The organism is Streptomyces viridochromogenes, assembly GCF_001270495.1.
Lineage (GTDB): Bacteria > Actinomycetota > Actinomycetes > Streptomycetales > Streptomycetaceae > Streptomyces > Streptomyces viridochromogenes_A.
The window spans coordinates 42,026-54,697 of record NZ_LGUR01000208.1 but is presented as its reverse complement, the minus strand read 5'-3'; the positions used below and the strand labels follow the sequence as shown (position 1 = coordinate 54,697).

The window sequence follows — 12,672 nt, the reverse complement described above, 5'->3', positions numbered from 1 at the left end:
CTGCAGCGCTAGGAGCAATCTGGCTGGCGCCAGAGTTTCGGCGGCTGCGCAGAACAGCGAAGACTACGACGGCGCCGATTACGGCTCCAAGGCCGATCACGCCAACCACAAGGACAACGAGGCCCATTCAGGAGGGTCCTTTCTTGTTCTGGGATCTAGCTCATTGCGGAATCGCGAGCACGACAAGGCACAGCAACAGCGTCATCACGTACCTCTCATTGGCCCGAAGTGACCGCAGCCCCGAATGCCACCTCATCGACAGATGCTTGGGGATTCAGGTGGCATCAATGACCCACTACTTTGTCGCGAATGCAATCCGCTGAGACACTGGGGACTATGTGAGGAGCAAGGACCCAGCAGGTGATGCAGGCGTAATCCATGCGGGGATTCTTTCCGGTTGATGCAGAAGTCTTGTAGTTCTTCGGATCACCTCAGGGCCTCGGCTACGATCAGAAAGAGCAGCATGGTCGTAGCATGAACCCCTGCCCCCCACCTTTTCAAAGCTCGACTGTTATCCCGGTATCCGAGGAACAGCACGAAAAGACCCGCATGCGTGCCGATCAAATTTAGGGCTGTCAGCCACCAACGCGTGCCAGACAAGATCGATCCAATGAAGAGCACCCAAGGGACAAGGATTCCAAGCCCAAGCAAGATAGTGGTGAAGTGGTTCGCCGTGCGCGACGTCACCTCATCGGTACCAGTTGAGGGATCCAGGTCCGGTAGCTCCGAGTTCACAACCTCTCCAATCTACTAGTCTTGCTTACAGCCCCTAAGGAAGATTGCGATGTCGTCAAATTTCGGCCGTAGTCAGTACGCGCTCCAGCCGTTGGCGCTATGCCTGCTCCGCTGACTCGGGTTCAGTGACTGTTCTTGCCTTTCCCGGTGTTCCTGATCAATCTCGTCCTGCTGTTGCCGCAGCAACTTTGTTCCTTCTGCCTCTGCTTGCGACTTCTCGAGTGCTGACATCTCGTCCCACTTGCGTTCGAAGTTCTCGGCGGACGCGACCAGTTCCTGTTGATAGGCCCCAACCTGTACTGCCTCTCGGAGACCGATCCTGCCGGAGAGAACCTCTTTGGCCATCTCAGCGAGAACAGCACCTGCTCTCCCGTCGGCAAGGGACTCCAGCTGCTTGCGGAGCAGCCGAGCCATAGCGGGATCGCGCGCGATACTGATGAACTCCTCGTCGCCCACTCGCGGCTCGTCATCCCGAGTGCTGTCGCGTTCAGTCATCGTCTACCTTCGCTGCTCAACTGTGCTCGGCCGACCCGGGGGCCTACTCACGCACCAGGGTGGTCGTATCCCTTGCCAGGGAGGGGAAACTTGATCATGCTGGCCTGGGAAAAGTGGGCTGTCTGCTCGACCATCGCTGTGGCACCGCTGACGACCGTTCCGACTTCCATAATGAGGGTAGTCATCCTGGTCCAAAGGTTGATCATCGCCACGACCTCGCCGGCAACGGCACCAGCCGCGATAACAGGACCAACGAGCGTCCAACTTGTGCTTGCGCCCGCAGCCATAGTGATGCCAATGACGATCGCAAGGTCGAGCATGCCACTGAGCAGATCGCCACATGCTTCGGCGGCATGCCACACACCATCAGTTACGATCTCATACTGCTCTTTGAGTTGCTCGAAGGAGCCCTTCATGGCTGCGATGTCCTTGGCGAGCGTGTCCATGTAGACGTACGCGGCATCCGCAGCATTCCCCGACCACGTAACGTCCAAGGATCTGTTGCCCGACTGAAGGTTCTTTGCGAGGTCGTCGCAGAACAACCCTAGAGCTTCCCATGCTTTGGCGCACTGGGCGTACTCCTCCCAGTTTCCTCCGAGCGCATTCTTCGCTTCGTCCACCGGATTAACTCCGAGGAACTTTTCGAATACCCAACTGGCAACAGCTGACGGGCTGAATACATCGCCATACGAAGTGAGGTCACGGTATGGCGTGCTGGGCTCGTCCTTGTCGCCGTCCACTTGAGGCTTCTTCAGACGCCCCGCCGGATCCACCACATCCTCGAAACCCACGGCGCCTCCTAGACAAACTGGTGGTCAGCGCTTCGATTCTGGATATTGAGAATCCAACCGCGTTGCTTCGCCTTTGTCCGTCTGTTCATAGAAGTCGGCGCTCCGCGACATCTCATTCTTTGATGCATCCAGAATGCGATGCATCTGACCCAAAACAGATCGGACATTTTCCATCACGCCATCGTGACCGCCGCCGAAGATGCCGCAGATACTGCTTATTGCCGAAACGGGGCCCGCGCCAAATGTGCCGACTGAGCATTCCCGCTCGAAATACTCCTTTGCCGCAGTCACGTGATCTGCCGCCCGACCAAGTTGCTTCGAGAAAGAGGCCAAGTCGTTCGGGTCGACCTTGAAACCCATACCAACCCCGCTGAGTCTTCTGTAACACTCGACGTTGCACGGCCCACGAATGAGGAGTTACTCCCTACTGCCCCTGATGCGGAGGCTGCTGGGAATAGGGGTTGGGGTGCTGCGGAGCCTGTCCCGGAGTGGGGTACCCCTGGTTGGGACCGGAATTGGGGTAGGGCTGCTGGGCGGGCGGGTACGCCGGGTACTGGGAACCTCCACCGCCGGCTCCAGCGCCGGGGCCGCCGTTACCGCCGTTGCGGCGGCTGCGGAGCACTACGAAGGCGATCGCGCCGATTACGACGACGGCTGTGATGCCGCCGATCAGGATGAGGTTACTGGAGGAGGACTTCTTCTTCTTTTTCGCCTGCGTCGAAGAGTCCGTTCCCTCCGACGACTGGCTGGAAGTCGAGCTGGAGGACGAGAGCTGACCGAGGGGGTTCTTCTTGGGACCGGCCGGAATGTCCATCGTGAGCGCCGAGTAAGGCCGGACGATCCCGTAGCCGTACTCTTCGTCGGGCGCTTTCAGGCCCTTGTGGTGCGCGAAGGTAGCCGTCTTGATCAGGCGATTGATGACTTGGCCTGCGGTGAGGTCGGGGTATTTGGAGCGGACCAGGGCGGCGGCGGCGGATACGTAGGCCGTGGCATCCGAAGTGCCGTTTGACAAACTATATCGCTGCGACCGAGTCGGATCTGCGGCAAGAATCTCAGCGCCGGGAGCCATAAGGGCAAGCCCCTTTCCAGTATTTGATCCCTCCCAGCGGTTGGCGTCCTTATCGATAGCACCAACAGCGACAACACCAGGTAGCGCTGCCGGCTCGTCGACAGCAATGGAGCCGTCATTCCCTGCGCCCGCAACAACAACAACGTCGTGAGCTTGCGCATAGGCGATTGCTTCGCGCCCGTCACTCAGGGTCTTTCCACCATCATTGGTGAAAGAGAGGTTGACGACCTTCGCACCCTGGTCCACGGCATATCGAACCGCTGCAGCCCAGGTCTCGTCGTGAAGTGGGTCCTTTTCCGTCTCAAGAGCACGCAGTGGAAGAATCTTCGCTTTCGGCGCGAGACCTACCATGCCGGACGAGTTTCCCGCACCATGGCCGTGTCCAGCGATAATGCTGGCCATGCTCGTCCCGTGTCCGACCTTGTCCTCCTGAGCGTTACCTGCGCCAGTGAAGTCTTTCCCCTTGAGAACCTGGCCAGTTAGATCAGGGTGACTGGCGTCGACTCCAGAGTCGACAACCGCAACGGTAACGCCCTGTCCCTGGGATTCGGCCCAGACGTCTTTCACCGCAAACGCGTTCAGTACCCATTGTTGGTCTCTGACGTAGTCCGCCGATGCGGTTGGGGCTGTGGTGAGGAGCAAAGCTCCTGTCAGCGTCACGACTCCCGCCGTAGACCAGACTCGCTGGAAACCCACTTGTTTGCTCCTCACTCAACTGCGGCTGGTTCCGTCAGCCTTCATGCGAGCGAGCCGCACGTCTCTCCGTGCGGCTCGCTCATGTGCCTACTCGATGGTCCGCGGTACGTTTCGCTTGCGGTCCTCTTCGGAGATCCAGGTCTCTTCGTCCTCGACCAGGTAGTCGGGACGGTCCCCCTGGCCGTTCTCGTCGTTGGGCCGCCGGCCGTTGCGACCACCCATGCCGCCAGCCATTCCACCGGCCATGCCACCGCGCTGGGTTCCACCGCGGCTGCCGTGCAGTCCCGCACCGCCGCCGGCGCCCTTACCGGTGATCCCCTTGGCCGCGCCGACAACGCCACCTCGGGACCTCGCGAGCGCTCCACGTCCGCCAGCGCCGGCACCGCCTCGGCCGGCCGCACCGGCTCCCGCGCCGCCCATGCCGCCCATACCGGCTCGGCCTCCCGCCCCACGACCCGCGCCGGCACCAGCCACACCGCCACGACCGCCTGCCATGCCGGCACCACCGCGTCCGGCCGCACCGCCGCCCACGCCGACACCGCCGCCGGGAACCATGCTGCCCGATCCTTGGGCACCGCCGGTCCCGAGACCACCCCCACCGACGCTGGGGCCGCCAGTGCTGGGCCCGGTCCCCGTCAATCCGGGGGAGATGCTGTCCACCTTCGTCTTGGCGGTCGGGAGTTGTGTACCTCCCGTGATGCCTTGGTCACGGGGCACCGCAGGGGCTGGCTTGACAGTTGCGGTCGGACCAGCGCTCCACGGCTTGGGGGCCGCGCCTGATGCCCCTGGCCGGGATGCGCCACCTGAAGGTACCGCGACAGGCGGCGGGTACTCCACGTCACGGTTGGGTTCCTTGATGTTGCCCTTGTCATCGATAACTAGTCGATTCCTATCCAGGTTCCCCTTAACCCGGATGTACTGGGCGGCAAGATTTTCCATGACGGCAACACCGTTGAGTTGAGCCTCACGGCTTGCGCCAATCTTACCCTCGTTGATTTCCGCTACTTCCTTGGCGGTCAACTTACGGTCCTGGAGGTCGCTAGCTACGGCCTCGCCGTTGTCCCATTTCCAGTCACTTAGAGCGTCACCGACTTTAGCCCAGCCGCTGGGCTCTTGGATCTCATCCAACTGAGCCTTGAATCTCCGCAGCTGCGAACCGGCATCAGCCATCTGCGAGCTGTTGAGATCCGCATGCCAGGCAGCGTTCCTGATGCTCTGAGAGATTTCGCGAGCCTTCTTCTCAAAGCTCCGAGCGGCATCCCCGTCCCAGTGCTCCAAGACGTTGTCGACTGCTTTGTCGAGCAGGCCAGCGATGCCACCTCCTTCACCACCGGAAAGAAGCTCGTTGACCTTACCCCAGTGACGACCAACCTCCTCGATCGCCCCAGGGTTGGTACCCTCAAGCATCTGCTTGAGTTCTTTCAGCGAGTAATCGATGAACTGAGTCTTGGTCTGAGGCCGCCCAGGGTCCGCAACGCAGGTGTCATTCACGATCTCGGGCTTGGGCAGGTCTTTGTCACCGGCCATTTTCTGAACTCCTCCCTCTACAGGTGATTCTCGATCGGACTACTTCGCAAATGATCCGCTCGAGCTCCCCGTGTCACCACCCATTTGGTTCTTGTTCGCGTACTCCTGCTCGGTGTACTTGTCCTTGACCTTGGAGGTACTCGTGCCGAACTTGTCGATCAGCCCATGAAGGCTTTTGATGGCGGTTTCCAGGTCCGTCTTCATGGTCCCGTGAGCCGCCTGAAGATCACCGGCCTCCATGAAAAGGCACGAGTTCCCGAACGCATCCATCGGGATCTCCGTGTTATACCGCGACGTCTGCCCCGCCTTGTCCATATCGTCAAGCAACGTCCAGAGCTTCCGGATCACCTCATCCAGCGCGCTCAGATCAACCCGCATCCCGTTACTCATACCCCGTTGTCCTCTCCCCTGTTCCTCAAGTTGTCAGCACCCACTCGGTGCCCAATCATCGCCCAAGCCGACCGACGGAAGCCCCGGACCGCCCAGCCTGCCCAGACCGCCCGGACCGGCCAGCCCGCCCGGCCCGGCCGAGCTCAACGGCCCGCCGACTACGCCAGTCCCGCACAGCAACCCCACTCCCCGCAACCACAAGCGCAAGAGCGAACCCCGTGCCCAACACGTAAATGGCCACCCGGCGTTCCCGCTCCGCCTCGCTCTCCCCCATGGTCACTGCCATCGGGATGACCGCGCTGCCCCCGCCGCCCGCAGCCAGCGGATCCGGCTTCGGGGACTCGCCCGGCGTCGACTCCTCCGACAACGCGGCGACCGGGTCGACGACGCCCCAGCCGATGAAGGGGTTGGCCTCGCGTCCCGGGCGTTGGGCGGTTTCCTCGATGCGGGTGGCGATCTGGGCGGCGTCCCACTCCGGGTACTTCTGCTTCAGCAGAGCCGCGACGCCCGCGACGTACGGCGCCGCGAAGCTCGTGCCGTCGGCGGTGCACTGGCCGCCGGAGGGGACCGTGGAGACCATGCTGACGCCCGGTGCCGCGACGTCCACGAAGTCGCCCGCCTGTGAGAAGGGGGCGCGTTCGTCGTTGCGGTCGGAGGCCGCGACCGCCAGGACACCGTCGTAGGCAGCGGGGTAGGTCTTCGCGAACTTGCCGTCGGCGCCGTCGTTGCCGGCGGCTGCCACGATCAGGGCGCCCTTCCTCACGGCGTCCGCTACGGCGGCCGCGAGGATCGGTTCGTCCTCCCTGTTCAGGGTGTCCGACGAGATGTTGATGATCTTCGCGCCATCGGCGACGGCGTCCCCGATCGCGTCGGCCATGGTCCCCGCGTTGCCCTGGCCCTTCTCCCCCTCCCCACCTGTGTAGCGGTAGGAGAGGATGTCCGCCTCCTTGGCGATGCCGACGAAGCCCGTGCCCTTGAGCGGGCGGGCGCCGATGATGCCCGCCACCCGGGTGCCGTGCCCTTCGAGGTCCTGGGTGCCGGAGCCACCGACGTAGGACCTTCCGCCTGACACGGCGCTGGTCAACTGCTTGTTGGACTTGTCGACACCGGTGTCGATCACCGCGACCTTGACGTTCTTGCCCGTCGCCTGTTCCCACAGCTGGTTCAGAAGGATCCGCTGCAACGACCAGGGCGTGGACTTGATGACGTCACCGCCGAAGACGCACTCCGAGCTGTCCGCCAGGCCGAAGTCCGCGCTGCCGGAGTGACCGGAGTCAGAACCGTCCGAGGCGGAGTTGCCCGAGTCCGCGAGGCGGGTGGCGGCCGCGGTATCAGCCGGTGCCTCCGGCGCCTGCGGTCCCGCCACTGCCGGCGGCGCCGACGTGAAGCAGATCCCGGTCACCGCAAGCACGCCAAAAACCCGCTGCAGTGCGCGGGTTCCACTCTTGCGGCTGGCGCGGCTGCGCGAGCGGGCCGTTCGGCCCACCACGTTCAGGCCCACCACGTTCAGGCCCCTCATCTCTTCAGGCCCCCAGGGCTTCCTTGCTTCCTTCGAAGCTGGGTCATGTGTGTGTCACGGGTGTTGCGACGAGTGTGAATGTTTGCGGAATTTGCTGTGCGTGTTTCCGCAGTGGGTGCGTGCGGTTCCGCAGAAGCTGTGTGCGACCCCGAAGCAGAGGTCGGCCCAGCGGACGCCGTTGCGTCGGCTGGGCCGATTCTCTTCATCTCATGCCCCTTGGGCCGCCGACGGGCTCAGCTCCACGTACCGGCGTTGCTCTTCTCCGTGGCCTGGTAGTTCTCGGCGGCGCTCTGGAGCGCCGTGGAGATCTTCAGCAGGGTCGCGTGCAGGTCAGCGGCGGTCTTGTCCCACTCACGCTGCTTGCGCTGGTAACCCTCCTGCGCCTCACCTTCCCAGGTGCTGGCGACGCGCTTGACCGCGGCCTCGAGGTCGTCGAGCTGCTGCTTGATGCGGCCGGCGGTGGACTTCACGTCCGTGGACGCGTTGGTGATCGTTGCGTAATTGACGAGGATCGACATCGTCATTCCCTTTCAGGATGAAATCGAAGGAAGTGGGTGGGGATCAGCGTGATCTGGAGGGGTGGTCCGGAAGAACCGAAGCCTCTCCAGGCCGGTACGGCTCGATCAGCCGAAGTCCGACATGATCTTGCTGATCTCGGCGTTCTGCTGCTCTTCCGACGCGGAGTAGTTGCTCCGCGTGGAGTCCACGGCTTCCTTGATGTCGTTGAGGATGTCGCTCATCCTCTTCGCATCCTGGTTCCAACGATCCTGCAGCTGGCGGTACGACTGGGCCGCCTGGCCCTTCCAGCCGCCGGCGATCTGGTCGATCACTCCGTTGAGACGGCGGATCTCGCCCTGCAGCTGACCGTTCACGGTGTTGATGTCGCCGGAGAGCTTAGTGAGTTCGTCCTCTGTTACCCGGAACTGGCCGGCCATGATGAACCTTCCCCCATGTCGTCGTTGATCCGGGAAACCTGAGCCGGTGCCCGGAGGAGCTTCGCACGCTTGAGCGCTGCAAACACTCTATCGTCAGCCTGTCACTCAACCACAGGCAAGACCAATCAGTTACACGGCTCACACACTTGAGCGATCATCCTGTGACTCTCGCGCCGTCTTACTGTCAAGTGCGCCCGCACGCCCGCCTGTTGGCCGGTCACTGACTCTGCTCCTGCGCCGCACTTCCGGTGGCCAGAGTGGGGCCCTTCGGGATGAACGCCGCCCACGTCTGCGGCACGATCGCGGGCTTGGCCACGTCCTCGTAACCCAGCCGCGTGCGCGCCTTGTCCGTCTCGCTCGCGTCACCGTTCGAGGAGTCCGAAGCGTCCGAGGACGAGTCGCTGCCGCTTGCCTGTGCCTCGCTGTCGTTGCTCCTCGGCAGCGAGTACCGCAGACCCGTGTCCGTCAGCAGGTACTGCCCACCACCGCCCCCGGTCGTACCGGTGATCTCCGTGAAGAGGAGGCCCGAGCCGGACGAGACATAGGCGCTCAGCGAGTCGGCGACGATCCTCTTCGGGTACGCCGTCCCGGCCCAGGCCGCGAGTTGCGGCTTGTTGCCCTGACCGATGGTGCCGTTGTAGACGCTGCACGAGGTGGTACGGGCCTCGCCGCTCGCCGTGGCCGCGGGGTTGGCCTGCTTCGGAACGGTCTGGGGCCAGCCCTGGGCGGCGTAGAAGCGGTTCGCCTCACCGCGGTTGGCCGTGGTGATGGTCTGGGTGTCGACCTTGATGTCTTCGATCGGGTCCGTCCCGTACGCCGTCTGCGCGGAGGGCGATTGCTTGAGCAGGGCGGCGACGAAGGGCGTGATGGCGGCGACCTCGTTCTTGAGGACGACGTAGTACTGCTCGCCCTGCGCGTCCGGCGCCTTGAGCACCCGTCCCACCGTGCTCGCCTCTGCGGGGAGTCCCTGGACCGAGGTGGCCTCGCCGACGGACGGGACCGTCGGGAAGTCGATGATGCCGCCTTCGTTGAAGGTGTGCAGCCACTCACGGCTCACCGGCTGCGGCCTGGCGTCCCGGCCGACGACGGCGGCCCGCAGCTGCGCCATGGTGGGTTCGTCGAGACCCTCCTTGTCGCCCAGCAGGAACAGGTTGCCCTGGCCGTCGACCAGGAATTCCCGCCTGGTCTGGTTGTCCATGACGTACAGGGCCTCACGGGGGTCGACCTTCCCCGCGTTGTTGAGCGACTTGGCGTCGTCGGAGTCGAGGACGAAGACAGCACGGTCGATGGCGTTGGACGATCCCTCGACCGGGCGCTCGCAGACCGCCCAGGTCTTCGCCTTCGCCGCGTCGTCCTTGGACGGCAGCCGGTCGGGGGCGTAGGGAATGCCGATCGTCGCGCCGTGCCGGATGCCGCTCTTGTCGATCTCCTTGCCGGGGACCTCCAGGACGCTGCCCTTGCCCTTGTCGAGCAGCAGCTTGGCGGAGGCGTAGTTGAGGACCGGGTGGAGGACCTTCTCCACCTTGCCGTCCTTCGGGTCCGGGTCGAGGACCACGTACCGCGTCGTGGAGTCGCTGTCGACGATGATGTACTCGCCCGGCGTGTCCCAGCCCTTGGGTGCCGTGGGCTTGATCACGCCCCAGGCGATGAACCCTATGACCAGCACGAGGCCCACACCGAGGCTGGGCATCACCGTACGAATGGGACGCGGAGCGCCTTCCTCCGAGCCGCCCGGCGACGGCGCCAGGAAGGCCGCGACGGTGCGCTTGCGAGCGAACGTGTAGGCGGCGAGCTCATCCCGACGCTGCTTTGCCATGGTCCCCGTGTCTCCCGTTTGTGATGCTCGATCGTGTTGCGATGTCCGACCGCGACCGTGATGTTCGGCATTGTCCGGACCGACGGGCGTCGTCCGTACTGCTCGATCGCGGTCGAAAAGGCCGACTCGTCAGGCCACTTCGGTCGCGCAGGCCCCTACTATGCCTTGCGCCGCCGAGCGTCGAGCCATCAGGTGTGCGGCCGCCCCCGCATCTTCACAGAGCTTCACCACAGCGCTCCACCATGCGGGGTCGGTCCATGACAGGCTGACCACCTGGGTTTTGGGTGTCCCCTGTGTCGCCTGGTGTTCCGCAGCGGGTACCGTGAGCCACCCGCATGGATGTTGTGGGCCATCGGTGCCCCTGGCCCGTCGCCGGATCTCGGACCTCTTGGCACATCGGAACAGAGGATCCCGCCCGGCCAACGGCCACTACTTCGCGAAAGGGATGTCCCGGGGGATGACCAGCGCTACGAGCACTCGGCGCGGACGCCGCGCACAGCAGCAACAGGGGGGTCCGAGCCGCGGCAGACGTACGTCGCCCGCTCCGGCCGCCCAGACCGCCGCCGCGTCGCCGCGCACGCTGCCCCGCCCGGGCGGTCTGGGCCCGGTCCGGCTGCAGCAGCTCATCCTGGTGGAGCTCGCGGCGGCGGTCATGCTGGCCGCCTGGGCCGCCGACCAGTCCTGGCTGCTGGTCCCGGCCGGCATCGTGGCGGCGCTGCTCCTGCTCCTGGCGGTCCTGCGCCGGGGCCGACGGCCGCTGCCCGAGTGGTACGAGACGTCGCGTGCGCTGAGGCAGCGCCGGCGCGACGCCAAGCAGCCCGTGCCGCCGGGGACGGACGCGATGCTGGCACCGGTCGTGGAGTGCGACCCCGCCCTGCGGACGTACTCGTTCGTGTCCCGTGACGACCGGTCGATCGGCATGATCGGCGACGGGTCCTTCCTGACCGCCGTCCTGTTCGTGCAGCCCGGGGACCAGCCGTTGCGCCCCGGCGCCGCCGACCGGCAGCTGCCGCTGCGGCTGATCCAGGACGCTCTGGAGGTCGACGGGATCCGTCTCGCGTCCGTCCAGGTCGTGCAGCACACCCAGCCGGCGCCCGCGCCGCATCTGCCGTCGCAGTCGCTGGCCGCGCGGTCCTACGGCCCTCTGCAGGCGCAGGCCGGTTCGCCCGCGCTCCGCCTCACCTGGGTCGCGCTCAAGCTCGACCCGGAGCTGTGCCCGGAGGCGGTCAAGGCGCGCGGGGACGGTGTCCCCGGTGCGCAGCGCGCGCTACTGCGGGTGGCCGACCAGCTGGCGAGCCGACTGGCCGGGGCCGGCTTCAAGGCGACCATCCTGGACGAGACCGAGCTGGTGCAGGCGCTCGCGACGTCCAGCTGCCTGAACCCGCGCGCCAACGCGCAGCACTCCCAGGACGGGCGGACGCCTCAGCGCCGTACGGTCGAGGCGGTCCGCACCTGGCGGGTCGACGACCGGTGGCACACGACGTACTGGGTGTCCCGTTGGCCGCAGTTGGGGAGTGGGGGTGTGGGGCTGCCCGAGCTGGTGACGCGGCTCACCTCGCTGCCCGTGCTCGCCACGACGTTCAGCATGACCCTGAGCAAGGCCGGCAACCGGGGTGTCGCCCTCACCGGGCACGTCCGGGTCACCGCCCGCGGTGACAGTGAACTCGGCCAGGTGGGGCGGGAGTTGGAGCGGGCCGCCGGTGCCGCGAAGGTCGGCCTGGTCCGTCTCGACCGGGAGCAGGTCCCCGGAGCCCTCGCCACTCTGCCGCTCGGAGGTACGTACTGATGTCCCACCCCGCCTCGACCATGCCCCCGGGGCAGCAGGGCCGGGCCCCCGGGCGCACGCCGGCACACGTGGCCTCACCCACCGACACCGGCATGATCCCGATCATCCGGCAGCCGGACTCCCCGCAGCAGCAACGCCGTATCTTCAGCCCGGGTTTCGGGCTGCGCGGGCCGCGCCGGAACCGCCACGTCGTCACCGTCGACGAGCTCGCGGCCATCAGCATGCCCATCGGTGACGACGGCGTCCTCATCGGCACCGATCCGGAATCGCAGCCGGCGGTGCTCGGCCTGTCCCGTCCGACCCCGTTCGACGTCGTCCTCGTGGGTGGTCTGTGGCTCGCCCAGGTGCTGGCGTTGCGGGCGGCCGCGACGGGAGCGCGCGTGGGTGTCGAGACCGGCCGTCCGCAGGCCTGGCAGCAGTTGGCCCAGGCGGCCGGCGGTGGCCAGCAGTGCGTGACGGTCTATCCGGTGGGCCGGGTGCCCGCGCAGGGGCCGTCGGTGTCGAGTCCGGTCGTACTGATCCGGGACTGTGGCATCCGCCCGCCCCGCGGTCGTGTGACGTCCGTGCCGTGGCAGGCCGTGGTGACGGTGCTGCCGTTCGTCAGTGAGCATGCCCCGCGCTGGCTGGCTCAGGCCCATTTGGTGGGGATTCAGCGGATCTCGCCCTTCGAGACCGAGGCCGTGCGTGACACGCTGGGTATCCCGGAGGAGCAACTTCAGCACCTGCCGACCCTTCACGACGGCGTCGCCCTGTGGTGCACTCGCAAGCATCAGAAGTTCGTCATGACCGAACCCACCGATGCGGAGACGGGGCTGCTCGGTGTAGCCCGCCGTATGGACTGACACGTCGTCGTCTCCGGGAGCGGGGCGCGAACGGCCGCCTCGGCCACGGGGTGTTGGGACGCCTCGGCCAT

The 12,672-nt window shown here is 65.4% G+C and carries 12 protein-coding genes; 2 read left to right on the top strand and 10 right to left on the bottom strand.

Annotated elements, in window-relative coordinates; translation table 11 throughout:
- Positions 1 to 807: 807 nt before the first annotated feature.
- The 10 genes from ADK36_RS26365 to eccB form a co-directional block, all read right to left on the bottom strand.
- The gene (locus tag ADK36_RS26365; protein WP_159029257.1) at positions 808 to 1,230 is read right to left on the bottom strand and encodes a hypothetical protein; all 423 of its coding nucleotides are present in this window, start codon (positions 1,228 to 1,230) and stop codon (positions 808 to 810) included.
- A 47-nt stretch (positions 1,231 to 1,277) separates the two neighbouring features.
- Positions 1,278 to 2,021 carry a hypothetical protein gene (locus ADK36_RS26360; RefSeq protein ID WP_159029256.1) on the bottom strand — a complete coding sequence of 248 codons (744 nt, stop codon included), beginning with the start codon at positions 2,019 to 2,021 and terminating at the stop codon, positions 1,278 to 1,280.
- Between the two features lie 24 nt (positions 2,022 to 2,045).
- A complete protein-coding gene (locus tag ADK36_RS48990; protein WP_159029255.1) occupies positions 2,046 to 2,381 on the bottom strand; it encodes a WXG100 family type VII secretion target in 336 nt (111 codons plus the stop codon).
- A gap of 64 nt (positions 2,382 to 2,445) precedes the next feature.
- Entirely contained in the window at positions 2,446 to 3,750 is a 1,305-nt protein-coding gene (gene mycP, locus ADK36_RS46680) for a type VII secretion-associated serine protease mycosin (protein WP_234329876.1), read from the bottom strand.
- Positions 3,751 to 3,873: 123 nt separating this feature from the next.
- On the bottom strand, positions 3,874 to 5,313 hold the full coding sequence (locus ADK36_RS48985; protein ID WP_159029254.1) for a hypothetical protein: 1,440 nt from the start codon (positions 5,311 to 5,313) through the stop codon (positions 3,874 to 3,876).
- A gap of 39 nt (positions 5,314 to 5,352) precedes the next feature.
- The gene (locus ADK36_RS26350) at positions 5,353 to 5,703 is read right to left on the bottom strand and encodes a hypothetical protein (RefSeq protein WP_063776925.1); all 351 of its coding nucleotides are present in this window, start codon (positions 5,701 to 5,703) and stop codon (positions 5,353 to 5,355) included.
- Positions 5,704 to 5,758: 55 nt separating this feature from the next.
- Positions 5,759 to 7,114 (bottom strand): type VII secretion-associated serine protease mycosin, encoded by a 1,356-nt coding sequence (mycP, locus tag ADK36_RS26345; RefSeq protein WP_048584687.1) that lies wholly within the window; start codon positions 7,112 to 7,114, stop codon positions 5,759 to 5,761.
- Positions 7,115 to 7,455: 341 nt separating this feature from the next.
- On the bottom strand, positions 7,456 to 7,746 hold the full coding sequence (locus tag ADK36_RS26340; RefSeq protein ID WP_048584644.1) for a WXG100 family type VII secretion target: 291 nt from the start codon (positions 7,744 to 7,746) through the stop codon (positions 7,456 to 7,458).
- A gap of 99 nt (positions 7,747 to 7,845) precedes the next feature.
- A complete protein-coding gene (locus ADK36_RS26335) occupies positions 7,846 to 8,157 on the bottom strand; it encodes a WXG100 family type VII secretion target (RefSeq protein WP_048584643.1) in 312 nt (103 codons plus the stop codon).
- Positions 8,158 to 8,374: 217 nt separating this feature from the next.
- A complete protein-coding gene (gene eccB / locus ADK36_RS26330; RefSeq protein ID WP_048584642.1) occupies positions 8,375 to 9,973 on the bottom strand; it encodes a type VII secretion protein EccB in 1,599 nt (532 codons plus the stop codon).
- Positions 9,974 to 10,430: 457 nt separating this feature from the next.
- Between eccB and eccE the strand changes: the two genes are divergently transcribed.
- Complete coding sequence (eccE, locus tag ADK36_RS26325) at positions 10,431 to 11,759, top strand: type VII secretion protein EccE (protein WP_199830250.1); 1,329 nt, start codon at positions 10,431 to 10,433, stop codon at positions 11,757 to 11,759.
- A complete protein-coding gene (locus ADK36_RS26320) occupies positions 11,759 to 12,601 on the top strand; it encodes a hypothetical protein (RefSeq protein ID WP_048584641.1) in 843 nt (280 codons plus the stop codon). Before eccE ends, ADK36_RS26320 begins: the two co-directional genes overlap by 1 nt.
- The last annotated feature ends 71 nt before the right edge of the window (positions 12,602 to 12,672 follow it).

What these genes read in the sequence shown, in the direction of transcription:
- ADK36_RS26365 (WP_159029257.1), bottom strand. Translation starts at nt 1,230, where the DNA reads ATGACTGAACGCGACAGCACTCGGGATGACGAGCCGCGAGTGGGCGAC.
- ADK36_RS48990 (WP_159029255.1), bottom strand. Translation starts at nt 2,381, where the DNA reads ATGGGTTTCAAGGTCGACCCGAACGACTTGGCCTCTTTCTCGAAGCAA.
- ADK36_RS48985 (WP_159029254.1), bottom strand. Translation starts at nt 5,313, where the DNA reads ATGGCCGGTGACAAAGACCTGCCCAAGCCCGAGATCGTGAATGACACC.
- ADK36_RS26350 (WP_063776925.1), bottom strand. Translation starts at nt 5,703, where the DNA reads ATGAGTAACGGGATGCGGGTTGATCTGAGCGCGCTGGATGAGGTGATC.
- ADK36_RS26340 (WP_048584644.1), bottom strand. Translation starts at nt 7,746, where the DNA reads ATGACGATGTCGATCCTCGTCAATTACGCAACGATCACCAACGCGTCC.
- ADK36_RS26335 (WP_048584643.1), bottom strand. Translation starts at nt 8,157, where the DNA reads ATGGCCGGCCAGTTCCGGGTAACAGAGGACGAACTCACTAAGCTCTCC.
- eccB (WP_048584642.1), bottom strand. Translation starts at nt 9,973, where the DNA reads ATGGCAAAGCAGCGTCGGGATGAGCTCGCCGCCTACACGTTCGCTCGC.
- eccE (WP_199830250.1), top strand. Translation starts at nt 10,431, where the DNA reads ATGACCAGCGCTACGAGCACTCGGCGCGGACGCCGCGCACAGCAGCAA.
- ADK36_RS26320 (WP_048584641.1), top strand. Translation starts at nt 11,759, where the DNA reads ATGTCCCACCCCGCCTCGACCATGCCCCCGGGGCAGCAGGGCCGGGCC.